General features: G+C 50.6%; 22 protein-coding genes, 1 tRNA gene and 1 riboswitch. Of the genes, 6 read left to right on the forward strand and 17 right to left on the reverse strand.

What is annotated here, in order from left to right:
- Positions 1 to 444: hypothetical protein (locus ACH2EM_RS02180; RefSeq protein WP_395150421.1), on the reverse strand; the 444-nt coding region annotated here is incomplete at its 3' end.
- Between the two features lie 862 nt (positions 445 to 1,306).
- A tRNA-Gly gene (locus ACH2EM_RS02185) sits at positions 1,307 to 1,382 on the reverse strand.
- A gap of 143 nt (positions 1,383 to 1,525) precedes the next feature.
- Between ACH2EM_RS02185 and ACH2EM_RS02190 the strand changes: the two genes are divergently transcribed.
- Positions 1,526 to 1,762: a hypothetical protein gene (locus ACH2EM_RS02190; protein WP_395150422.1), complete on the forward strand. Its 237-nt coding sequence runs from the start codon at positions 1,526 to 1,528 to the stop codon at positions 1,760 to 1,762.
- Positions 1,763 to 1,817: 55 nt separating this feature from the next.
- On the opposite strand, the gene ACH2EM_RS02195 is transcribed toward ACH2EM_RS02190, so the two are convergent.
- The 5 genes from ACH2EM_RS02195 to ACH2EM_RS02215 form a co-directional block, all read right to left on the reverse strand.
- The gene (locus ACH2EM_RS02195; RefSeq protein ID WP_395150423.1) at positions 1,818 to 2,201 is read right to left on the reverse strand and encodes a transcriptional repressor; all 384 of its coding nucleotides are present in this window, start codon (positions 2,199 to 2,201) and stop codon (positions 1,818 to 1,820) included.
- Between the two features lie 215 nt (positions 2,202 to 2,416).
- On the reverse strand, positions 2,417 to 3,685 hold the full coding sequence (locus tag ACH2EM_RS02200) for a replication-associated recombination protein A (protein ID WP_395150424.1): 1,269 nt from the start codon (positions 3,683 to 3,685) through the stop codon (positions 2,417 to 2,419).
- Positions 3,685 to 4,527 carry an alpha/beta hydrolase gene (locus tag ACH2EM_RS02205; RefSeq protein WP_395150426.1) on the reverse strand — a complete coding sequence of 281 codons (843 nt, stop codon included), beginning with the start codon at positions 4,525 to 4,527 and terminating at the stop codon, positions 3,685 to 3,687. Before ACH2EM_RS02205 ends, ACH2EM_RS02200 begins: the two co-directional genes overlap by 1 nt.
- Positions 4,528 to 4,602: 75 nt before the next feature.
- Positions 4,603 to 5,856 (reverse strand): serine hydroxymethyltransferase, encoded by a 1,254-nt coding sequence (gene glyA, locus ACH2EM_RS02210; protein WP_395150427.1) that lies wholly within the window; start codon positions 5,854 to 5,856, stop codon positions 4,603 to 4,605.
- Between the two features lie 128 nt (positions 5,857 to 5,984).
- Positions 5,985 to 6,359, reverse strand: a complete 375-nt coding sequence (locus ACH2EM_RS02215; RefSeq protein ID WP_395150428.1) for a hypothetical protein — start codon at positions 6,357 to 6,359, stop codon at positions 5,985 to 5,987.
- Between the two features lie 158 nt (positions 6,360 to 6,517).
- Here ACH2EM_RS02215 and ppdK point away from each other — a divergent pair, with 158 nt between their 5' ends.
- Entirely contained in the window at positions 6,518 to 9,157 is a 2,640-nt protein-coding gene (ppdK, locus tag ACH2EM_RS02220) for a pyruvate, phosphate dikinase (protein ID WP_395150514.1), read from the forward strand.
- A 142-nt stretch (positions 9,158 to 9,299) separates the two neighbouring features.
- Here the strand turns inward: ppdK and ACH2EM_RS02225 are convergent, their stop codons facing one another.
- Positions 9,300 to 9,971, reverse strand: a complete 672-nt coding sequence (locus ACH2EM_RS02225) for a zinc-binding dehydrogenase (RefSeq protein ID WP_395150429.1) — start codon at positions 9,969 to 9,971, stop codon at positions 9,300 to 9,302.
- Positions 9,972 to 9,999: 28 nt separating this feature from the next.
- Between ACH2EM_RS02225 and ACH2EM_RS02230 the strand changes: the two genes are divergently transcribed.
- Entirely contained in the window at positions 10,000 to 10,188 is a 189-nt protein-coding gene (locus tag ACH2EM_RS02230; RefSeq protein ID WP_395150515.1) for a GH32 C-terminal domain-containing protein, read from the forward strand.
- A 77-nt stretch (positions 10,189 to 10,265) separates the two neighbouring features.
- Here ACH2EM_RS02230 and ACH2EM_RS02235 read toward each other — a convergent pair whose 3' ends face one another.
- From ACH2EM_RS02235 to ACH2EM_RS02275, 9 genes are all read right to left on the reverse strand, one after another.
- Positions 10,266 to 11,696, reverse strand: coding sequence for a VanZ family protein (locus tag ACH2EM_RS02235; protein ID WP_395150430.1), 1,431 nt, complete (start codon positions 11,694 to 11,696; stop codon positions 10,266 to 10,268).
- A 104-nt stretch (positions 11,697 to 11,800) separates the two neighbouring features.
- Positions 11,801 to 12,859 (reverse strand): sensor histidine kinase, encoded by a 1,059-nt coding sequence (locus tag ACH2EM_RS02240; RefSeq protein ID WP_395150431.1) that lies wholly within the window; start codon positions 12,857 to 12,859, stop codon positions 11,801 to 11,803.
- Complete coding sequence (gene vanR, locus ACH2EM_RS02245) at positions 12,849 to 13,550, reverse strand: VanR-ABDEGLN family response regulator transcription factor (protein ID WP_395150432.1); 702 nt, start codon at positions 13,548 to 13,550, stop codon at positions 12,849 to 12,851. Before vanR ends, ACH2EM_RS02240 begins: the two co-directional genes overlap by 11 nt.
- A 138-nt stretch (positions 13,551 to 13,688) precedes the next feature.
- Entirely contained in the window at positions 13,689 to 14,219 is a 531-nt protein-coding gene (locus ACH2EM_RS02250) for a dihydrofolate reductase family protein (RefSeq protein WP_395150433.1), read from the reverse strand.
- Positions 14,220 to 14,532: 313 nt separating this feature from the next.
- Entirely contained in the window at positions 14,533 to 15,537 is a 1,005-nt protein-coding gene (locus tag ACH2EM_RS02255) for a DUF4179 domain-containing protein (protein WP_395150434.1), read from the reverse strand.
- A gap of 46 nt (positions 15,538 to 15,583) precedes the next feature.
- Positions 15,584 to 16,093, reverse strand: a complete 510-nt coding sequence (locus ACH2EM_RS02260; RefSeq protein WP_395150435.1) for an RNA polymerase sigma factor — start codon at positions 16,091 to 16,093, stop codon at positions 15,584 to 15,586.
- 456 nt (positions 16,094 to 16,549) lie between these two features.
- The gene (locus ACH2EM_RS02265; protein WP_395150436.1) at positions 16,550 to 16,918 is read right to left on the reverse strand and encodes a YccF domain-containing protein; all 369 of its coding nucleotides are present in this window, start codon (positions 16,916 to 16,918) and stop codon (positions 16,550 to 16,552) included.
- 15 nt (positions 16,919 to 16,933) lie between these two features.
- The gene (gene malQ / locus ACH2EM_RS02270; RefSeq protein WP_395150437.1) at positions 16,934 to 18,391 is read right to left on the reverse strand and encodes a 4-alpha-glucanotransferase; all 1,458 of its coding nucleotides are present in this window, start codon (positions 18,389 to 18,391) and stop codon (positions 16,934 to 16,936) included.
- A gap of 10 nt (positions 18,392 to 18,401) precedes the next feature.
- Positions 18,402 to 20,660, reverse strand: coding sequence for a glycogen/starch/alpha-glucan phosphorylase (locus tag ACH2EM_RS02275; RefSeq protein ID WP_395150439.1), 2,259 nt, complete (start codon positions 20,658 to 20,660; stop codon positions 18,402 to 18,404).
- A gap of 347 nt (positions 20,661 to 21,007) precedes the next feature.
- Here ACH2EM_RS02275 and ACH2EM_RS02280 point away from each other — a divergent pair, with 347 nt between their 5' ends.
- The 3 genes from ACH2EM_RS02280 to ACH2EM_RS02290 all read left to right on the forward strand — a co-directional run bounded on the left by ACH2EM_RS02280 (position 21,008) and on the right by ACH2EM_RS02290 (position 23,672).
- Positions 21,008 to 22,012, forward strand: coding sequence for a LacI family DNA-binding transcriptional regulator (locus ACH2EM_RS02280; protein WP_395150440.1), 1,005 nt, complete (start codon positions 21,008 to 21,010; stop codon positions 22,010 to 22,012).
- Between the two features lie 94 nt (positions 22,013 to 22,106).
- The gene (gene nth / locus ACH2EM_RS02285; protein WP_395150441.1) at positions 22,107 to 22,751 is read left to right on the forward strand and encodes an endonuclease III domain-containing protein; all 645 of its coding nucleotides are present in this window, start codon (positions 22,107 to 22,109) and stop codon (positions 22,749 to 22,751) included.
- Between the two features lie 56 nt (positions 22,752 to 22,807).
- A riboswitch (TPP riboswitch) is annotated at positions 22,808 to 22,925 on the forward strand.
- A 120-nt stretch (positions 22,926 to 23,045) separates the two neighbouring features.
- Entirely contained in the window at positions 23,046 to 23,672 is a 627-nt protein-coding gene (locus tag ACH2EM_RS02290; protein WP_395150442.1) for an energy-coupled thiamine transporter ThiT, read from the forward strand.
- The last annotated feature ends 81 nt before the right edge of the window (positions 23,673 to 23,753 follow it).

The raw sequence follows: 23,753 nt of genomic DNA on the forward strand, positions 1-23,753 counted from the left end.
TGATCGTGACTGGAGTTCAGAGGTCGGTTCTTCCGCTCTAGCCTGCTTTTCTTCTTCTTCGTGCGCTGCTCTACCGCCGGTCTCCGGGTCCGCCTCTCCGGGCGTTGCGCTGCCGGTGGGCTGGGTGTCGTCCTCTCCGGGCGTTGCGCTGTCGGTGGGCTGGGTGTCGTCGTCACTGGGCGTTGCGCTGCCGGTGGGCTGGGTGCTGCCCTCTCCGGGCGTTTCGCTGCTGGTGGGCAGCGAGGAATCTCCATTGCCAATTGCTACGCTGGAAGACTCGCCAACCTGTGCCACTTGTGTGCTGGACGAGCTGGCATCGGCTACGGATTCAACTGCACTCACGGGCAGATTGGAAAAAATCATGCTGACAGCCAGCACACAGGCCAGCAGGCGCTTATTCTTGAAATGGATTTTAGGGAAGTTACTGCGATTTTTGTGCCTCATAAATGCAATCTCTCCTTACCATTCAACTATCCACCGGTGAGACTGATACCCTTGCACAAAGCCCAACATCGGTAACAGCCCGGATAGCTTTCCCCAGCAAATTCATAGAATAACTACGAAATGCTAAGCCGTGTATTTTAAGCTTTGTTTAAACTTTATCACTTTTTGGCAAAAATTGCAAACAATGTTCTGGCCTATTTTCTTAATTTTTGCCTGCCTTTTGTAACTTTTTACGGCACATCTTCTTTTATGGATTATTGATTCCATTTATTGCAATCGATCTAATTTTAAGTTTGGCAATTTCAAGTTTTTCATGGTTAAAAGTCAGGCTCATTCTTTTTATTGTATAGATTTTTGTTGTAAATCATCCAAAACAATAATTGACTAAATCATTTGTTGCTCTTGGATAGGCTTTTCATCTTTTCTTTTTATTGTTACTTTTTTAATTGATTTCGCACAAAATATTCTTGCAAAATTGTAAAAATCTCTATTTTTTATTTGTTTATTCTTTCTTATTAGTCAATTTCCACAATCAAATCAACCATTGTTTTTGAACGAACTACACTTTTTTTATCTCATCCAAAAAATTCATGAATTTTTCTGTGGTTCATCAGAACCCTGTTTTCCATCTTGCTGCAATCCTTTTACCGGGTGGGTAATCATCTGTAATTGCAGTGGTAAGCGTTAACCCCTCATAAAGGCAGGATGCCTTTCAATCTTTATGCAGCAATCTAAAACCCACGAAACTTGCACCCCTTGAGCACCCATCCGTTCACCATTGCCTTATAGGTAATTGTTGCTCCAGCCTTTGGCATAACACAAAGAAGGCAGCTTTGCATCTCTGCAAAGCTACCTTCTTTAGTGGAGCGGATTACGGGACTCGAACCCGCAACACCCAGCTTGGGAAGCTGGTGCTCTACCAATTGAACTAAATCCGCATGAATCTTTTTGAATTATAACAGACCCTTCTCCACTTGTCAAATCTTTTTTGCTGCAAACCTTGCACTGCACTCCAAAAGGGCTTATACTTATATTGACAAATTGACAACAACATACATCATTCGGCAAGGAGGCAATTGCAATGGGCATAAAATCCAGACTTTTGGCAGCATCGCTATGCGGCATTACCGTTTTTACGGTTATTTGGCTCCTTTCCGGGTGGCTTACCCGAACCGCTTATACAGTGGTTGTACCTGCAACCAGCCAGAGTATGCAGCACACAGCGGTTTCTTCCACTGTGGAGAATGTGGCAAGCACCCCGCCCGCTGGTGTTCCCAATGGTTCCGTTGACCATTCCTCTCAACGGCCTCATCCATAAAAAGCAAAAGGCACAGACCCCTCGTGCAAGAGCGGGCCTGTGCCTTTTTTATCGTTTAGTTTTTGTGTGTCTCTCTGCACTTGCTGCACAAGCCATAGAGATTGAGCGAGTAATGGCTTACGCAAACATCCGGACAGCCCAGGAGCATTGCATCCACACCAGACTTATCCAAAAATACATCCTCCACTTTACCGCACTGAGTGCAGTACAGATGGTCGTGATCATCCAGGGTACGGTCAAACCTGTCGGCCATGCCAGGAATAGAAACCCGGCGCATACGGCCCATGTCAACCAGGCTATTCAAATTACGATACACCGTGCCTAAGCTCAAGCCCGGGCAGTCATCCCGAATAGCAAGATATATATCGTCAGCGGTAGGATGGTCGCAACGGTTTTGCACCTGGCGCAGCACCAACTCTCTCTGCCGGGAATAACGCATAGTCCTATCTCCTTAACTTAACCAATCGAGCATTGCTCTAGCCTTTGTTTGCGCCCACAATTGCATCAACTGCACCCCTGTGCGTCACAAACCAATACAATCCTACCCTTATAGTAGTTCTAACGATTGACTTTGTCAACACTTTCTGCAATTTTTCCCAGTGGTTTGCCCGAATTTCTCCAGTTTACAGGGCGCCGTCGCAAGCTATCTTGGCCTTATTCTCCCTTTATCTTATCCCAATAGGCTTTTGCAGCCTGTTCATTCTTATTGGCACCGTAGTGGTAATAGGTTACTCCCTGCAGAGCGTCCGGCAGGTATTGCTGCTTTACCCAGCCGCCGGGATAATCGTGGGCATACAGGTAGTGCTGCCCCTTTACCTTTGCGTCTTCCCCATCAAAGTGTTTGTTTTGCAGCTGGCGGGGAATGGGGCCACTGCGGCCTCTGCGCAAATCCGCCATGGCCTGGTTAATGCCCATATAGGCCGTGTTGGATTTGGGGCTGGTGGCCACCAACACCACCGCATCTGCCAGAGGAATGCGAGCCTCCGGCAAGCCCAGCATATTGGCGGCATCCACCGCTGCTTTTACAATGGGAATAATTTGTGGGTAAGCCAGGCCCACATCCTCGCAGGCGCAAACCATCAGCCGGCGGCAGGCACTTACCAGGTCCCCTGCTTCCAGCAAGCGGGCCAAATAGTGCAGAGCTGCATCCGGGTCGGAGCCGCGCATGGATTTTTGAAAAGCCGATACAATGTCGTAGTGGTCGTCCCCTTCCCGGTCGTACCGCATAGCGGTGCGGCGGGCCACCTGCTGAATCATTTCCAGCGTGATGCGGCGCACTCCATCCTGGTCCGAAACAGCCGCATTGGCAGCAAACTCCAGGCAGCCCAGCGCCTTGCGCATATCACCGCCGCAGGCATCGGCCAGATACTGCTGAGCCTCCGGCAGCATCTCCAACGGAGCAGTCCCCTGCTCGTTGAGAGCCGCCATGGCATTGCACAGCCCCTGTTCCACATCTTTGGAAGTAAGGGGTTTGAACTCAAACACCGTGCAGCGGCTTAACAGCGCATTGTAGATATAAAAATAGGGGTTTTCGGTGGTGGAGGCAATTAAGGTAACCGAGCCCTCCTCAATGCACTCCAGCAAACTCTGCTGCTGTTTTTTGTTCAGATATTGAATCTCATCCAGGTATAGCAGAATGCCGGATGTGCTGGCCAATGTGCCAATTTCCGCCAGAACTGCCTTGATGTCACTGGTGGAGGCAGACGTGCCGTTCAGTTTGTGCAGCCGCATTCCGCTGTTTTCGGCCAAAATGCGGGCTACTGTAGTTTTGCCAACGCCGGAAGGTCCGTAAAAAATCATGTTGGGAATCCGGCCACTTTCGATGGTGCGCCGAAATACGCAGTCCTTTCCCAGCAGATGCTGCTGGCCACAAACCTGATCCAACGATTGGGGGCGCAGTTGCTGTGCCAATGGCTGCTGCATTATCTTCTGCCCCCTTCCCGGTAGACCGGGCAGTCCCAGGCTCCCAGCACCCGGTTTGCATACCCTGGGCTTACAAACAAATCCATGGCATACACCAGGCTTCTGTCCCAAACAGCCCAGTCATGGCCGCCATCCCACTCCATATAGGTATAGTCCAGCCCCAATGCATGGGCCGCAGCACGAAATTCCTGGTTCTGCTGGTAGATGTAATAGGGCTCATGGTCCTGCCTGCCGGTGGTGCACAGAATTTTGGGTTGCTGCTCTTTTGGCAGCTCTGCCGCCCGGCGCGCCAGGTGGAACAAGTCCCGTTCCGGGGGCAGCTCCAGTGCCGGGCCATATACCGGCTCAAAGGCAAAACGAACCAGTGGGTTCTCGCTTTGCTCCAGCATACGGTGTACTGCCACTGCACCCGAAAAGCTGGCACAGCCTGCATACCGTTCTGGCTGGCTCAGGCCCAGCAGCAGTGCGCCGTATCCACCCATGGACAGGCCGCAAACAAAATTCTGCTCCCGCTCAGTGGGCAGGGCAACCGTCTGAGCCAGGCAGACCGGCATCTCCTTGGTTAGCCAGGTGTAGTAAGCCTGCTGGGCGGCGGTATCATGGTAAAAGGAGTTGGCTGCATCCGGTATGACCAAAGCCAGGTTATTCTCCCGTGCATAGCGCACCACCGGAACCATCTGAATCCAGTCATCCCCATCGTTCGTATAGCCATGCAGCAGGGTAAACACCCCTTTAATGGGTTCCTGCCTGCTGCCCTGCCCTCCCTCGGTGGGCAGGTACACTCTCACGGTGGTAGGGCTCATAAGGGCCTGGCTTTTAAATTTGCAGTTCAACAATGCCATGAACGGGTCCTTTCCTTTTGCTGAGAACTGCCGCTGCTCTCCCAGCCATAGGAAAGCAGCGGCAGCGCAATTTTGTTATTCGTACAGGGGGAATGCCTGAGTGAGCTGCTCGACCCGGGCTTCCACCGAGTGCTTTTTACCTTCAAAATCAAAGATGCAGTCCGCAATGCAATCTGCCACCACCTGCATCTCTGCGGGGCCAAACCCCCGTGTGGTGAGTGCCGGTGTACCAATGCGCACGCCGCTGGTGACAAAGGGGCTGCGCTTTTCGCCGGGCACGGTGTTTTTGTTTACAGTGATGCGCACCTCATCCAGCCGTTGTTCCAGTTCCTTGCCGGTGCATTCTTCGTCCGAAAGGTCCACCAGCAGCAGGTGGTTATCGGTGCCGCCGCTTACCACCTTAACGCCCCGCTCCATCAACCGTTCTGCCAGGACCCGGGCATTTTCCACTACATTTTTGGCATACTGGGCAAATTCGGGGCGCAGAGCCTCGGCAAAACATACCGCCTGTGCGGCAATGATGTGCTCCAGCGGGCCGCCCTGGGTGCCAGGGAAGATTGCCTTATCAATCTTTTTGGCCAGCTCCTCGCTGTTGGTCAGAATCAGACCGCCACGGGGGCCACGGAGGGTCTTGTGGGTGGTGGTAGTCACCACATCGGCATAGGGCATGGGGCTTTGGTGCACCCCGCCAGCCACCAGCCCCGCAATGTGAGCCATATCCACCATAAACAGTGCCCCTGCCTCCCGAGCGATTTCGGCCATCTTGTCAAAGTGAATTTCCCGTGCATAGGCCGATGCACCCGCCACCAGCAGCTTGGGTTTAACCTCCAGTGCCTGCTGACGCAGGGCCTCGTAGTCAATGCGGCCGTCCTGGTTTACACCATAGGATACAATGTTATAGTTTTTACCGCTCATGTTCACAGGGCTGCCATGGGTAAGGTGACCACCTGCCGAAAGATCCATGCCCAAAATAGTATCTCCCACTTCCAGCAGAGCAAAATAAACCGCCAGATTAGCCTGTGCGCCGGAATGGGGCTGTACATTGGCGTATTTGGCACTAAAAAGCTGACAGGCACGCCGGATGGCAATCTGTTCCACCTCATCCACGCAGCTGCATCCACCATAGTAGCGGCGGCCGGGATAGCCTTCGGCATACTTATTGGTAAGTACAGTACCCATGGCAGCAAGCACTGCCGGGCTTACAATGTTTTCGCTGGCAATCAGCTCCAGATTACGGCGCTGGCGCTCTAATTCCCGGTTCATTGCCTGACCCAGCTCCGGGTCCTGCATTGCCACAAAACCAATTGTATCCATCATCTTCTGTTCCATGACTGTTCTGCGCTCCTTTGTAAGTTTATTTTTTAGTTCAAACGATTCATTGCCCCCAAAAATAGTTCTAAGGCAGCACCGTACAATTCCAGGCGGTGGAGCTTGCTGGATTTTTTCGTGAGATGGACTCAAAAGTGCAGCCAGCCCTTGCTGGATTGGCGAGCATTTTGAAAAACTACCATGGAAATTTTGGTGCCATACACCCCTTGAGCCTTTCGCCCCGAATTGTGCGGTGCTGCCCTAAAATTTACTTTATGCTTTAGTATACCATATTCTTTTGAATTTACCAGTGGTATTTGCAACTGCCAGGCTGCTGCCTTTTCACGGGCTTGGTGCATCTTAAAAAGGCACCACATCTCTTTAGAGAGCCTGCAAAAACTGGGCTTTTCAGCGATTTGTGGCTGCATCCTGTTGCCAGTACTGCCAGCCTTTTCTTTGCCGGGCAGCCGGTTTGCCTCCTCGGTTTTAAGCAGCCAGACTGTCCTCTTTTTAAAAACATTCATAGCCGCTTACAGAACAGCCCTCTTTAATTTGTTAAATATTATTATATTTATCTTAACTTTCTATGAACATACTATAATTTTTTAACAAATAGTGCTATACTTTAATCACCGTTTAAAGAACTCGGCATCGCTTTCACGGTGCCCCAGGGAGGTTGAAGATTGTGACCAAAAAGAGATACATTTACCTATTCAGCGAAGGCAACAAGGACATGGTCGATATTTTGGGCGGCAAAGGCGCAAACCTGGCCGAAATGACCAACATTGGCCTGCCGGTGCCTCAAGGATTCACCATCTCTACCGAAGCCTGTACCCAATATTATCAGGATGGCCGCCAAATCAACCCGGAAATTTTGGCCGACATCTACGACTATGTGGGCAAGCTGGAAGAACTCACCGGCAAAAAGTTCGGCAGTCCCACTGCGCCTTTGCTGGTTTCGGTGCGTTCCGGTGCCCGAAAATCCATGCCCGGTATGCTGGATACCGTCTTGAATCTGGGCATGAATGACCAGGTAGCGGAGGCCCTGGCTACTTCCACCGGCAACGGCCGGTTTGTATACGACAGCTACCGCCGGTTTGTGCAGATGTTCAGCGATGTGGTGATGGAACTTCCCACCCACGAATTTGAGGACATCATCGACCAGGTTAAGCAGGCCAAGGGCGTAACCCTGGATACCGAACTAGACGAACAGGACCTGCGGGAACTGGTGTTCAAGTTCAAGAGCCTGTACAAGAGCCACACCCACACCGAATTCCCCTCTGACCCCAGAGTGCAGCTGACCGAAGCCATTAAGGCGGTGTTCCGCAGCTGGGACAACCCCCGTGCCAATGTGTACCGGCGGATGCACGAAATCCCCTATGAATGGGGTACAGCAGTCAATGTGCAGCGGATGGTGTTCGGCAACAGCGGCCCCAATAGCGGCAGCGGTGTAGCCTTCACCCGCAACCCGGCCACCGGCGAGCGGGTGCTGTATGGCGAATATTTAATGAACGCCCAGGGCGAAGATGTGGTAGCGGGCATCCGCACCCCCAAGCCCCTGGCGGAACTGGAGCATCAGATGCCCCAGGTATATGCTCAGTTTTCTCAAATTGCCCGCAAGCTGGAAAACCACTACCGGGATATGCAGGACATGGAGTTCACCATCGAGGACGGCCAGCTGTATATGCTGCAAACCCGAAGCGGAAAGCGCACCACTGCCGCCGCTGTAAAAATTGCGGTAGACATGGTGGACGAAGGCATGATTACCAAGGAAGAAGCCATTCTCCGAGTGGACGCCAAACAGCTGGATAATCTGCTGCACCCCCAGTTTGACCCTCAAGCACTGAAGCAGGCTGACCGCATTGGCCAGGGCTTGGCCGCCTCCCCCGGTGCTGCCTGCGGTCAGGTGGTATTTACAGCCCAGGACGCCAAACAGATGGTACAAAGCGGCCAGATGCCAAAGGTTGTTCTGGTGCGGCTGGAAACCAGCCCCGAGGACATTGAGGGTATGGCTGTTGCCCAAGGCATTCTCACCGTGCGGGGCGGAATGACCAGCCACGCTGCCGTAGTGGCCCGTGGCATGGGCACCTGCTGTGTAAGCGGCTGCGGCGACATCACGGTGGACTACGCAAAGCAGCAGTTCACCCTGGCGGGAAAAACCTTCTGCAAGGGCGACTGGATTAGTCTGGATGGCGCTACCGGCTGCATCTATGGCGAAAAGCTGGCCACCGTATCCGCCTCCATCGGCGGTGATTTCCTCCGCTTTATGAACTGGGCAGACTCTTTGCGCCATTTGCGGGTATTTGCCAACGCCGATAACCCCAGAGACGCCCGCCAGGCCATCGAGTTTGGTGCAGAGGGGATCGGCCTTTGCCGTACCGAGCATATGTTCTTTGAGGCAGACCGAATCCAGGCTATGCGCGAAATGATTGTGGCAGAAAATGTGGTGGACCGCAAAAAGGCGTTGGCCAAGATTCTGCCTTACCAGCAAGGCGATTTCGAGGCCATGTATCGGGTGCTGGGGCAGCGGCCCATGACCATCCGCTTTTTGGACCCACCGCTCCATGAATTCCTGCCCACCAGCGAGCAGGATATGGAAGCATTGGCCAAGGAACTGAACACCCCTCTGGAGCATCTGCGGGATGTGGTGAACAACCTGCACGAATTTAACCCCATGATGGGCCACCGTGGCTGCCGGCTGGCAGTTTCCTATCCAGAAATTGCTCAAATGCAAACCACCGCTGTTATCAACGCTGCTATCCGGGTAAGCAAGGAGACCGGCCTGACCATTGTACCCCATATCATGATTCCTCTGGTGGGCGAAGCAACAGAACTTAAATTTGTAAAGGATGTTGTAACCGCCACCGCCGACCGGCTGATTGCAGCCTCGGGCCTGTCAATGCAGTATCAGGTGGGCACCATGATTGAAATCCCCCGTGCGGCTCTCACCGCCAACGAGATTGCCGCTCATGCGGACTTCTTTAGTTTTGGCACCAACGACCTAACCCAGATGACCTTTGGATTCAGCCGGGACGATGCAGGCAAGTTCCTTCCCTATTACTATGAACACCGCATCTACGAGCAGGACCCCTTTGCTCATCTGGACCAAAAAGGTGTGGGCAAGCTGATGGAACTGGCCGTTACACTGGGGCGCAGTGCCCGGCCGGATTTGGGCCTTGGCATCTGCGGCGAGCATGGCGGCGACCCCAGCAGCGTGGAGTTCTGCCACAAGCTGGGCCTGGATTATGTATCCTGCTCCCCCTTCCGGGTACCCATTGCCCGGCTGGCAGCGGCGCAGGCTGCTATTAAGAATTCTCAGTAAAGCTGTGTTGAAACCTAGTGAAATAATATTACATCCCGACCCCTTGCCAAACGCACGCGCCCTCTGTGCTATGCAAGTATCCCCAAAGGTAACATTGCAAAGCTTCGGCGCAAACCGATAGTTTCAGCTCCCACCTGCTACTTTATAGCTGAATAATCACTTTGCCATTGAGGGCTCCTTTTGCCACGAGCTGCAATGCCTCATTAGTTTGAGAAAGGGAAAACAACGGGGTATGCAGGGCTGGCTTAATCTGCTGCGCTTCCACAATTTCTGTAACTTTTTGGAGCTGGGTGCCATCGGAGCGGACAAACACAAAGCGATATTCCTTGCCCTGCTTTTGGGCGGCTCGGTCAAACTTGCTGCCCACCAAAGTAAACAGCAGTTTTTTGGGGCCAGAAAATTGCCCCCGTTCTGCAAAAGCCTTGTTGGGACCGGTTCGCAGACTCACCAGCCGCCCTCCTCGTTTCAAAACAGAAAGCTCATGCAAAAACTCTGACGCTCCCAGGGTATCGATTATATGGTCAACTTCTGACAACTGCTCCCAGTAATTTTCCTCCTTATAATCTATATATCGGTAGGCGCCCATCTCCAAAAACCGCTCTCTTGCCCGGCTGTTGCCGGTTACGATGACATCCAATCCCATCGCTTTTGCAATGGGAACTGCCATCTGACCAAAACTGCCGGAGCCGCCGGGAATCAGGACAGTTTCTCCTGGCTTTGCCTCCAGTTCTTCGACGATTGCTTGGTATGCTGTTAAGCCGGTCAGCGGGATAGCGGCGGCCGTAGTAATCTTTGATCGCAGCTGCTGCGGCACCCGCCGTGATATTCCCCATATTCGTCACATCAGTGCTGCCCCGCAAGAAGGAAAACTCACCCTGCGGCTGCTGATGGACGGAAACTGTGTAGAACTGTTCGTTAACAATGGCGAGCGGACGATAACTGCCCTATTGGATACCCCTATGGATGCAACCCTTATTTCCTTTCATAGCGATGGCCCCGTGATTCTGGATCTTATCCACCACAACCTCTAACATCCTTCTGGTTTTATCAGGGCCGCTCTCTATGAATAAGACCTGTCAAAACCATAAAATCTGTTGGTCAGCAACATTTAATGGGAAAGCGCAGGAATCTGGGCAACCCAACTGTTCTCGCTGCTGTTAATATAGCCGTTAAACTCATACACCGGCTGATAAAAACCCTTGGTATCGTAGAGGTAGGCCAGCTGGCACTGTTTGATATACAGTGTATCCCCTGGCTGAAAAGGAATATATTGCTCAAAATCCCCAGCCTGGACCTGCTCATAGGCCTGTCTTTCAGAAATGATTTCCTCTGTTGCCACATACTCATTCCAATTCACGAAGTAGGAAAAATCACTGAGAGCACCCGTTTCATCAAACTGAATCATAACCGAACCCTGCTGAAATGCCTCGGTACCAGCCAAAACATCCCCGTTTGGAATAACATCCCACCGCAAGGTGTTTCCATTTTGAACGGAAAATTCCGCGTTTTCCGGAAGCAGATTTTGCTCTTTCATCCAGGTTTCGTAGCGGTTGCCAAGCCGCCGGGCCTCTTCTTCCTTCAGCTGCGCCGCAGTTTGGGCAAATGTGGTATAATGCCATTCTCCCGTGCGGAAGAAAAACAGAATCTGAAACTCCGTTCCGTTGCTGTTTGTTCCTGTGTAGCCCAGATTTTCGTCCTGCCTGCGGGTAACTTTTGAAAAGGTCAGGTGTTCCAGCTGCGCTAATCCCGTTTTAACGGTTTGGATGTAGTTTTTATCTTCCGCATATTTGTTTCGATAAACTGCGGCCCTTGCATTGTGTTCGCCCAGCTGGCATTGGGTTACAATCTCCACGGCAGATAAATCCTGCTTCACCGCCGGCAAAATATCCATATTGCCGTAAGGCTGGTGGTTATAAACACAGAACACCGCTCCCAGTCCCAAGCCAATGACACCGGGAATCAGCAGCACCCTGGCCATTGGTGCAAAGCGAAGCGCCTTTTCCCGAATTGTCGTGAGGATTGCCATGATGCAAAAGTACCCAAAAAGGCTGCCAAGCAGATTATGGAACAAATCATCCAGCTCAAAGATGCCGGTTCCAGTTAAGAATTGAACGCTTTCCAGGCAGGCGGTTAGGGTAAGCGAGATAGCCAATGTGACCCAAAATTTTTCCGCTTTTTTCCACAGCAGTGGCAGCAGAAACCCCAGCGGAGCAAACATTAGCATATTAAACAGAATCAACTGCAATTCACTGATTGACCAGTTGTTCCATGCATTGATGTAGCCGCTCAAAAAATCCAGATTCAGCGAGCCGGTAAAGTTGGCGCCACGGCTCAAAGAGGTAAGCCCCACCACAAGGAACATCCAGCAGCCCAGCAGAACTACGCTGACTGCCTGCGGTTTGGTCAGAACCTTTTTTCCGTGCAGCACCTTTTTATAAATAAAATAACCTGCTGCCGCAAGCAGCAAAAATGCACTGCCGCCTATCAGGGCAAAGCCACCCCACCGAAGCAACTGATTAAAAATTGTAACAAGATCCATGCAACGCTCTCCTTTAAAAAAATAGCACCTGGCTTTCGTTCTTATTGTACCGAAAACCAGGTGCTATTATTTTAAGTTTCTCTTGATAAAATCCTAAGAAAATCCTAAGAGTGGCTTTTTGCTGCCGGAATTGTTACAAGAATGGTTACGGTTTCATTCTTACTTTCCGCACAAAGCGTGCCCCCATGTAACTCAACAATCTCTTTTGCAATGGCTAATCCAAGACCAGCACCGCCAACGCCCGAAGCTCTTGCCTGGTCTATCCTATAAAATTTGTCACATAATTTCGCCAATTCATCTGGCGGAATTGTTTTGCCATGATTGCAGAATGCAATCTCCACCGTTTCGCCGCATTCTTTTGCAGAGATTACAATTTTTGTATGGGGATAACTATACGCTGCGGCATTCTTCAATAAATTGCTAAATATCCTCGCCAGCTTTTCCCGGTCGGCATAAACAAAAAGATCTTCTCGTTCCATCTGAATTTCTGAGGTGTTTCCATTTTGGGCAAGCACCGGCAGCAGCTCATCCGTCAGTTGTACCAGCATATAACAAAGATCCACTTCCTCCTTGTTGAGCTGAATTTCCTGTAAGCTATACCTTGCAATTTCGAAGAACTCGTTGATCATTTTTTCCAGCTTGTATGCTTTTTCCAGCGTGATGTGTGTATATTTTTCCCGCTGCGCTTTTGGCATATCCTGTGCTTCGTCAAGAAGGCTGAGATAGCCGATAATCGAGGTAAGGGGCGTGCGGATGTCGTGGGCCAGATACATCACAAGATCGTTTTTCTGCTGTTCTGCAAGCTGCTCTCGGAAGATTCGTTTTTGCATTGCTTCATTCAGCTCTCGGATTTTTTGCTCGGTACAAGCCAGCCCTTGGGGCAGCTGCCCCTGGGACCCGCCGGACAAAAGAGCCTCCAGCTGCCCATCGATTTCCTGAAACATTTTTACATAGCTCTGGGAAAAAACAACCATAAGCACCAGCAGCAATAAGAACAAAACCAGCATGGTTCCAAAATAGAGCAATGGATTTGCGCCTACACCGCAGTCCCGAAGCACAAAAACAACCCCAAACGCCAAGGCCACATAGGCGGCCACTGCACACAATTGCAAAAATGCCTTTACCTGCATTCGAGTATAGTCGCAAGTATTTTTATTTTTCAATTTTATATCCTACTCCCCAAATTGTTTTAATGTATTTCGGACGTTCTGCCGAATCCTTTAGTTTTTCTCGCAGATGGCGGATGTGGACAGTAATGGTATTATTTCTTTTGCTGTAATACTCATCCCTCCAGATTTTATGAAACAGTTCTTCCGCACTGATTACATTGCCGGTATTTTCTAAAAGAATCTGCAAAATAGAAAACTCCGTAGGTGTTAAAACAACCGCTTGTTCATTCACATAGCATTCGTGTGTTTTGGTATTCATCAAAATGCCTGCGTGCGAAAGAATGCCCTGCTCTGTCTGTTCGGCCGCTGGCAGATTATAGCGCTTGTAGCGTCTGATTTGTGCCTTTACCCTGGCCAGCAGTTCCAATGGACGGAACGGTTTGGTAAGATAGTCATCCGCCCCTAAAGTCAGGCCGGTGAGCTTATCCGTTTCTTGCTCTTTTGCGGTTAGCATAATGATGGGAAAGTTATAGTTTTCCCGAATTTTTTGGCAGAGCGTAAATCCGCTCATTTCGGGCATCATCACATCCAATATGGCACAGTCTGGTTCAAATTCCCCCATACCTGCCAAAGCAGCTTGGGGCGAATAATATTTTAGTACCTGGTAGTTTTCGTTTTTTAAATACACCTCGATTAAATCTGCAATTTCTCTTTCATCGTCTATTACCATCACGATTTCCGACATCCAATGCTGCCTCCTTTCGCATACGCTATGAAGCAAGGGTAAATCATCCATTTACTATGTTTGTGATAGCACAGCAGGAATGCTGCGGTGTCAATTCAGCCAGAACGCCATAAGAGCTTTTGAAAAAAATATCGTTCTTTATAAATCTTTACTTGCTAAGCCAGGGGGGTATTCCATGGGGCATTCCTGGTTTTTTGTGTAAACAAGCTCTGCAAACTGTCCATACTTGTTTACCTCTTTTAAATAAAACCTCTTGAGGGCTTCTTTCTGTGAGAACAAAGGAATCCCTTGCCCCAACAGCACTGGCGCAATCTGCAGGATGATATGGTCAACCAGATTATGGTCCAACAACGGAGATAAAATGGTATTTCCACCAATGACCCAAATATTTTTGCTTGTATCAATCTTTTTTACAAACTCTGCAACATCCCCTTTAATTGGGCTGAATTCTTTGCGGGATAGCGTATCAGAATGTGTGAAAACATAGTTTTTGGTGCTTGGATAGATTGGTGCTGCATTATCTGCTTTTTCTATCTCTGCAAAGGTTCGTTTGCCCATAATGGTAATGTCCATCGTTTTATAAAAACTATCATACCCTGTTTCTTCAATAGTACCTGTCTGATACAGCCAATCCAAATTATGTGACTTGTCCGCAAGGTAGCCGTCCATGGTCACACATCCATAAAAGTATACACTCATTTTAGCCTTCTCCATCAAAATTGCATTTATCGGCAGCTTTATTATACTACACTCTATCACCGAACCAAACAAAAATTCAACCTTGCCCGCCGATTGCCCATTGCATTTATAAAATCAGGATATTTGCCAAAGCAATCCTCTGCTGTAAGCTGTTTTTTAAAAAGCCTGTCTCTCACCCCGGCAAAAGCTACAAGCAACCTTCTAGTCCTTTTCAAACAGCAAAAAGCAGCCATTTTCTCGGTGGAAAATGGCTGCTTTCATCTGTATCTTGAACCGTGCAAATTTACCGAGTTATGCCTTCCAGCGGGAAGGTAAGGCTCCAATTTCCCGTAATGCGCGAGCTATATGTAACAAACCATCCATACACTTCACATTCCTGTAAATCCACATCCGATAAATTGAACACATATTCCTCATATCGGTCTTGGTGCGCATTGTCGGTGGAAAAGCCCACATTTGCGATGCAATGAATTTCCTCGCCCTGGTTGTTTTTAAGGTAGATATAGCCCTGACTGCCTGGTTTTTCGTATTTGACTTGGATATGCAGTTTGCCGTCTACATATCCTATCCCCATGATATCCACTCCATCTATGGGCGAACAAAGAACGCCTGTTGTTTTCAGTGCACGAAAATTATCCCTCACTTCACGGTAGTTTACCCCGGCACCACCAAAAATACCGGTTGGAATCATTGTTTCAGCGTCACTAATTTTGCTTGTATCCAAATCAGGTAATGCTGCGTCATACTGCCGTTTATTGCTTAATATTTCTACAACAGAAAAGGTAATTTTTTCGCCTATAATATCTTGGCTATCCCATTGTGATATGGAAATAAGGAAAGTGGCCGTTTTTGTTTTGGCATCGTAACCGATGGCTTCGCACGAACTATTGCAATCAAACGGTGTATTGATGCTGTAGCTATCAAACAAGTCTATGGTTTCATCAATTCTATCTTCTTCAAAATCCTGTACGGAAACAAAAATCTTTGCTTCACTTCCCTCCACATAAGCCGAAATTACCTCAAACTTAATCCCTTTATCATTGCAAGACATCCTAACCGGCCTTAACTTTTGAGCAATTGCCGGCGCTACTCTGTAGAGCAGATTGTAAGTTGGATCAAAAGCTGCTGCCGCCCATACCGGAGCAGACATTGTAAGGACAAACAGTAAGCAAGCTGCCATAGCTGCCCACTTGGTCCATCTATGGTTTTTTTCCAGATGTTTTGAGGCTTCTTGGTAATAGTCATCATGAACTTCATTCATGGCTTCAAAAAATTTTGCTGCGTTCATCCCAACACCTCTTTTGCCCTTAAATAGCGCTTCATTTTTTTACGAATCAGACTGAGCCTGACGGATACATTTTTTCAGATATTCCCAGGTGCCTGCCTATGTCCGCATAGGTATCTATGTACCCATACCGACGCATAAAAATAATGCGTTCCTTTGGGGTGAGTGTATCCAAAAATCCCTCAATGATACGGGCCAACTCTTTGGCTTCTATTTCCCCTTCCACCGTTTTTGGGTCTGCAAGGCAGGCTTCAATTTCCTCCATAGCAATGGTATAGGCGCTGTTTCGTTTTGCTGCGCCCTTTTTGTAATAACTTTTCAGTGAAATATTCCGAACAATTTTTAAGATGTAAGGCAATAGCGGATTAGGATATACCGGGGGAATGGCATCCCATGCGCCTAAGTAAGCGTCATTGACACATTCCTCCGCATCCCGGCTGCTGTTCAAAATGTTGTACGACAGGTTATGACAGATTTTTCCGTATTTATGATCCAGCTCCCGTATGCCCTGCTGGTTGCGCTGAAAAAACAGTTCTATAATTGTTTTATCATCCACCATCTCATGGCCTCCTTTTTAGTCTCACCTGTATACTACGGTTTTAAAGGCAGTTACTAAATCAAATTTGAAATTTTTTCAAAAAATTATATCACACTTTTGGTTAGGGCAGCACCGCATCATTCCGGCCGGCAGAGCATGCCGAATTGTTTTGTGCGACGAGCCCAAGAATGCAGCCATTCCCTGCTATATTAGCAAGCATTTTGAAGGACTATTTTACAGCCATACACCCTTTCATTTGCTGCCATAAAGAGCCCCTGTGTTTGCAGAACAACAACTGAACCAATCCAGTAAAAATGGATAACAGACAGAGTACCCCCTGATGCAGTGCTATGTTCCTGCATCAGGGGGTACTCTATCTATTATCTCTTCTCAGGGTGCTGTGCGTCTTGGATTGCTGTTTTGTTATGGGTTCCTGACAATCTGCAAGGAGTGCCATCCTGGGCATTTGGCGCAGTTTTATTGGGTTTCCACAACAACTGCGCCAAAGGGACACAGGGCCAGCTTCGCCAGTTTAAAGCATTGCAGTCCAAAGGGAATTCCCACAAGGGTGCAGCAAAGGAACAGCCCATTGAACAAAGCAGCCAAAGCCAGCGGGATGCCGCTGAATATCATCCAAAGCAGGTTTGCTACCCAGGAAAAAGCGCCGCCCCCATAGTAAATTTCCTTACCAAAGGGAAAAAACGCCAGCGAGGCCAGTTTGAAACATTGCAGCCCAATGGGAATTCCTACAATGGTCAGGCACCAGAGCAGCCCTGCCAAAGTCCAGCAAAGGCCCTGCCAGAACCCACCAAACACAAACCAGAGAATATTTCCCAAGCAGCCCATCTACCCAATCTCCTTTTAATTTCTTCTTGCCGCAATTCCAGCAGCCAGCTTTTTTAAAGCGGATGCCGCCGGCTGCAAATCCTGCAATCTCCATTCCCAGTTGGGGGAGCCCACTGTGCCGGGGGTATTCATGCGGGCACTGGCCGGCAATTCCATTATATCCTGCAAGGGCAAAATCGTCCAGTCCGCCGGGCTGGCCAGAACACATGCATTCAACCGATGCACCACCGAGCCGGTGCCAAAGCCCTGGCGTTTGAGCCAGCGGCGCAATTTGCGCCGTTTTGCTGTGGTAAGGCTCTGGTACCATTCCACCAAAGTAGCGTTATCGTGTGTACCGGTGTAGTGAATCTGGCATTCCTTCTGGCTGCCGGTATCCCGCACAAACTTACCGCTGGTGTCCAGCACAAATTCCAGTATCTTCATGCCCTTCAAATGGTAGTGGTCCCGTAAGTCCAGTACCTGCTGGCGCAGCTGACCCAAATCTTCTGCTACCAGTTCCAGGCCGGGGATGTTTGCATACAAAGCATCCAGCACCTGGTAGCCGGGTGCCTCAATCCACTCCCCTTCCATGGCGGTGGGGCAGCTGGAGGGGATTTTCCAGTAGGTATCAAATGCTCGGAAGTGGTCAATCCGGATGATGTCGAACAGCTTCTGGCTATAGCCAATGCGTTCCACCCAGAAGGCAAAGCCATCCTGCTGCATTTTATCCCAGTCGTAAATGGGATTGCCCCAGCGCTGGCCGGTGGCACTGAAATAGTCCGGCGGTACGCCTGCCACAAAGGTGGGGCGGCCGTCCTTATCCAGCAAAAAGTTTTCCCGTCCGGCCCATACATCCACCGAGTCTATGCCCACATAAAAGGGCACATCTCCCATAATGCGCACGCCCTTTTGGTGGGCATAGCTGCGCAAAGCCTGCCACTGGTTCCAGAACTGGTACTGCAAAAAGATGTGGTAGTTTATCTCCTGCTCAAAGGGAGCCATATCTCCCTGCCGGGTTTGGGGCCAATCCCGCTGCCAGACCGGCCATTCCAGCCAGCAGCGGTTTTCGTTGGCTTTTTTAAAAGCCCGGAACATCCCATAATCACGCACCCAGTTTTGCTGAGCAAACTGCCAGTATTCCTGGGTGGGTTCAAATGCCCCGAAGGCACTGCGCAGCAGCGGCTCTTTCCAGGCACGCACGGCATCGTAATCCACCCGATTGGCCGGGGCTGCTTCAAAGCTGGGGACTTGCTGCAGCAGGCCCTGGGCTGCCAGCTCCTCCAGGCTCAGATAAAGCTCATCGCCTGCACAGGAGGAATAAGGCTGGTAGGGGGAGTTGCCATAGCCGGTGGGATTAAGGGGCAGAATCTGCCAGATGGTTGCCCCCGACTGTGCCAGCAGGTCAATCCACTGGCGTGCGGTTTGGCCCATCTCCCCCACCCCGGACCGGGATGGGAGAGAGGAAACCGCCAACAAAATCCCTGTTTCCTTCATGCTGTGTTCCTCACAGATGCCAGATATCCTGGTTGTATTCCGCAATGGTGCGGTCGGAGGAGAAGAAGCCCGCCTTGGCGATGTTTACCAGCGTTTTGCGGCTCCACTCCAGTTCGTTTTCGTAGTCGGCCAGCATGCGCTCCTTCACCTGGATGTATTCCTTCACATCCAGCAGGGTCATGAACCAGTCCTTGCCCACCAGTTCCTTGTACAAACGGCAAAGGCATTCTGCATCGCCCAGGCGAATCATCTCCTTGCTGATGATAAAGTCCACCAGCCGGGCAATTTCTTCATCACCATCGTAGAGTGCAGCTGCATTGTAGGCGTGTTCCTCATACAGGCGGATAACCTCCTCTGAGCTCTTGCCGAAGGTATAGATATTTTCCTCGCCCACCAGCTGGCCAATTTCCACATTGGCACCGTCCTGAGTGCCCAGGGTGAGGGCGCCGTTGAGCATAAGCTTCATGTTGCCGGTGCCGGAAGCCTCCTTAGAAGCCAGGCTGATCTGCTCGGAAATATCGCAGGCAGGAATCAGCTTTTCTGCCTTGGTAACATTGTAGTTTTCCACCATGACTACCTTCAGATGAGGGCTTACCTGAGGATCCTTTGCAATCAGCTGGGACAGGCAGAGAATCAGATGGATGATATCCTTGGCAATGATGTAGGCAGGGGCTGCCTTGGCGCCAAAAATCATGGTGATGGGCCGGGCAGGAATATTTCCCTGCTTAATGTCCAGATATTTGTAGATGGCGTACAGCGCATTCATCTGCTGGCGCTTATACTCATGCAGACGCTTAATCTGGATGTCAAAGATGGACCGGGTGTCCAGAGTAACGCCCTGGGTAGCCTGCAAAAAGTCTGCCAGCTGCTGCTTATTCTGGGTTTTGATGGCCCGCAGCTGACGCAGAACGGTTTCATCATCCTTATGAGCCAGCAGTTTTTCCAGCTGGGTAGCATCCTGCTTGAACTCCGGCCCAATCAGCTGCTCCAGATAGGCGGTCAGGGGCTGATTGCAGTGGAGCAGCCAGCGGCGGAAGGTAATGCCATTGGTTTTGTTGTTGAATTTTTCCGGGTACAGCTCATAGAAGGGCTTCAGCTCGGACTCCTGCAAAATCTGGGTGTGCAGGGCAGCTACACCGTTGACGCTGTAACCATAGTGAATGTCGATATGAGCCATATGCACCCGGTCCTGATCGTCCAGAATGGCTACACGGGGGTCTGCGCTTACGTCTTTGGCCCGCTTATCCAGTTCTTCAATGATGGGCACCAGCTGAGGTACTGCCTTGCGCATAAAGTCCATGGGCCACTTTTCCAGCGCCTCGGCCAAAATGGTATGGTTGGTGTAAGCACAGGTAAGGGTAACCTCCCGAACGGCTTCGTCCATGGTCAGGCCCTGGGCAGTAAGCAAACGAATCAGCTCCGGGATAATCATGGTGGGGTGGGTGTCGTTGATTTGCACCGCCACATACTCGTGGAGGTTGTGCAGGCTGCCGCCCCGCTCCAGAGTTTCCTTCAAAATCAGCTGGGCGGTGCTGCTCACCAGGAAGTACTGCTGGTACACACGCAGCAGGCGGCCTGCCTCGTCGCTGTCGTCCGGGTAGAGGAACAGGGTAAGGTTGCGGGCAATATCGGTTTTGTCAAAGCTGATTCCCTCGCCAATGATGGACTCATCCACTGTTTCCACATCGAACAGATTCAGGTTGTTGCGGCGGCCATTGTAGCCCGGCACACCGATGGTGTACAGCATGGAGGTAAGGGAGAACCCACCAAAGGGAATGGTAAACCGCACACCGGTATCCGTGAGCCAGCTCTGGGGCGTAATCCAGGGGTTTTTCTCCTCCTTCTGCTTGTTATCCACCAGTTTCTGATAGAACAAGCCATCATGGTAGTTCAGGCCGGCACCATCGCCATACAGGTTCAGGCTTGCAATGGAATCCAAAAAGCAGGCAGCCAGACGGCCCAGGCCGCCATTGCCCAGAGAGGGCTCCTTTTCCGCTTCCTCAATGGCGGTAAGCTCATGGCCATGCTTTGCCAGCAGTTCCCTGGCCTGGTCAAACAATCCCAGGTTAATCAGGTTGTTGCTCAGCAGCTTGCCCACCAAAAACTCTGCGGATACATAGTACAGCTTACGCTTGCCCTCGTTGCGGGGCATGGCTTCCATCTGCTCTTTGGTAAACAGCATGAGTGCTGTATACACCTGCTGGCTGGTGGCGGTGGCCAAATCCACACCGTACTGTTCTTTCAAGATATGCTGCAATTTCTGTTCCATAAAAACTCCCTCATTTCTGTATTTCCGCAAGCGGTCTGCCGGCGGAATGTGCTGTATTTCCCCGGCGCGCCTTGCAAAGTTTCGTAATTTTTCGTTACTTCCACTATACTCCCCCTCGCTTATTCGGTCAATGGGTTTAGGGCAATTGCTGTATTTTCATGGTTATATACAAGGCCCAGGGGATATTTTCGTTACCTCTGCCAATTTCCTTTCCAGCTTCTCTTTAAATTCCTTATTTAAAAGCAAAAACAGAGCTTAGGGTTTGCTTTTCCTTGTAAAAGCCGCTATAATGATAAAACATCATTCTCTTGCAAACAGGAGTTTTTGCAAGAATCCAGGAGGCGCCCATGACCAAAATTGAGGACATTGCGAAAAAGCTTCATATTTCCAAGGGCACTGTTTCCAAGGCATTGAACGGCGCCCCCGATGTGAGCGAAACATTGCGAAAGGCTGTTTTGGAAACAGCCGTAGAACTGGGATATTCCCGCTCAATGCGCAAAAAAGGGGCCAAGCAGCTTTGCTTGTTCATCGAAAACATGGCCTTTGCCAAGCCAACCGATTTTGGCTATGACATTGTAACGGGCTTTCGCAAGGCAGCCGAGCCCGCCGGCTTTGTGGTTTGCGTTGTGGAACTGAATGAACAGATGCAAACCAGCATTTCTTACGATGAATATATGCTGCAAAACAATTATGTGGGGGCGTTTTTCCTGGGGCTTTCCCTTTCGGATGTATGGCTGCAGCAGATGGAAACCAGCCGAACCCCTGCGGTTCTTCTGGACAACTATGTAAGAGGCAACCCCACCACCTCCTATGTGGGGGTAGACAACAACGAGGGCATGGACCTGGCCATTGCCCACCTGAAGGAGCTGGGGCACCAGCGCATTGGCTACCTGAGCGGCGAGCTGGGTTCCTACATGAACGAAGCTCGTTACAGCGCCTTCTTTCAAGCCCTGCGCAAAAACAACCTTCCTGCCGAACCATGCTTTGCCGGCAGCGACTACTTCACCTCCCAATGCCTGCAAAAGTATCTGCCCGCCTTGCTGGCGCAAAAGGTGACGGCCATTGTTTGCAGCCACGATTTGCTGGCCCACACCGTCATGATTCATTGCCAGGAACTGGGGCTGCGCATCCCACAGGACATTAGCATTGTGGGGTTTGATGACCTGCCCCTGTGTGCCTATACCTTTCCGCCCCTTACCACCATCCGACAGGACCGCACCCAGCTGGGTAAAAGCGCCTTTTATGCTCTTTCCAGTCTTTTGGCCGATGTGCCCATCAGCAGCTTGCTGCTGCACGCAAAACTGGTGGTGCGGCAATCCAGCGGCCAGCCGCCCCATGCCGGCACAAACTAACACAAGCCGCCTGCCAACGGCTCGACGCTTACCCCGGCTTTGTGATACAATAACCTCATTATAAACTGATTTTTGGAAAGGAACGCTTGAATCTATGACAACCAAAGCCCTTGCCCTGGAGGTTATCCAGCGGCTGAAACAGGAGTACCCCATAGCAGAATGCACGCTGGACTACGACCATGCCTGGCAGCTTTTGGTGGAGGTACGGCTGGCCGCCCAGTGCACGGACGCACGGGTGAATGTGGTGTGCAAGGAACTGTTTGCCAAATACCCTTCGGTGGAGGCCCTGGCCGCCGCCGAGCCGGAGGAAATTGAGGCCATCGTCAAGCCCTGCGGTCTGGGACGCTCCAAAGCACGGGACATCAGCCTGTGTATGCGCCGCCTGCGGGACGAATTCGACTGTCAGGTGCCGGATGATTTCGACGCAGTGCTCAGCCTGCCGGGCGTAGGCCGCAAAAGTGCCAACCTGATTATGGGGGATGTATTCGGCAAGCCTGCCATTGTTACCGACACCCACTGCATCCGGCTGTGCAACCGCATTGGACTTGTGAAGGACTTGAAGGACCCCAAGCGGGTGGAAATGGCCTTGTGGAAAATCATTCCCCCGGAGGAAGGCAACGACCTGTGCCATCGGTTTGTGCTCCACGGCCGGGCCGTGTGCGATGCCCGTAAGGCAAACTGCGCTGTCTGCTGCCTGAAGGACATCTGCAAAACCGGCAAAAAGGCTGTTGTGTCTTAAAATCCTTTTAAACAAAAAACTTGACATTTTTTGCCGCCGTGGTATACTTGCTACGGACATAAAAACAGGGGCGCTGAAGGGCATCTTCGGCTGAGATTAGGGCAAACTGCAGCTCTATGTCACCTTGAACCTGATCCGGGTAATGCCGGCGTAGGAAGTTTGAGGAATTTGGTGTATTCAGTGCGCCCCTGTGTTTTGCATCTGCAAAAACAGGGGCGTTTTGTGTTGCCTGGGTGTGTTTTTATGGCCGCATCATTCAGCCCAAAGGGCTAAAAAGAAAGGCTGGTACCAAAAATGTCTGTTCAAACCACAAAAACCCTCGCTCTGGTGGATTGTGCCCTCCTGGTTGCTCTCGCCACCGTCCTGTGCTACATCCCTATTTTTAAGCTACCCCATGGCGGTTCCATCACCCTGGTGAGCATGCTGCCCATTCTTCTGATTGGATTCCGTCATTCCCCCAGGTGGGCACTTCTTTCTGCCTTTGTGTTCAGCATTATTCAGCTGATTCAGGGCATCAGTGATTTGACCTATTGCCAAAGCCTGGGCGCCGTTATTGGCTGCATTCTGTTGGATTTTGTTCTGGGCTTTACCGTGCTGGGCCTGTCTGGGGTAATTGCAAAGCCCTTCAAAAACCGTGGGTTGGGTGTGTTCGTTGGCTCGCTGGCAGTTTGCCTGCTGCGTTATCTGTGCAGCTTTCTGTCCGGCTATGTGGTATGGAAGGACTACGACTATGCCTTTGAGTGGATGACCGAGTTCGGTTGGGGCGCACAGATTGCCACCATGGGCGAAAATGCCCTGTGCTGGCTGTACAGCGCCGTTTACAATGCCACCTATATGCTGCCGGAAGCACTGCTTACCTGCCTGGTTGCATTGGCACTTTACAAAATGCTGCCCACTCTGTTTGCCGAAAAAGAAAATTGATTGCTTAACTGTTTCTCTCCATCCATAAAAGAACAGGGCCTTTGTAAAACCAAAGGCCCTGTTCTTTTTAACCAAACATCT

It is taken from the genome of uncultured Allofournierella sp. (assembly GCA_944382705.1).
GTDB lineage: Bacteria > Bacillota > Clostridia > Oscillospirales > Ruminococcaceae > Allofournierella.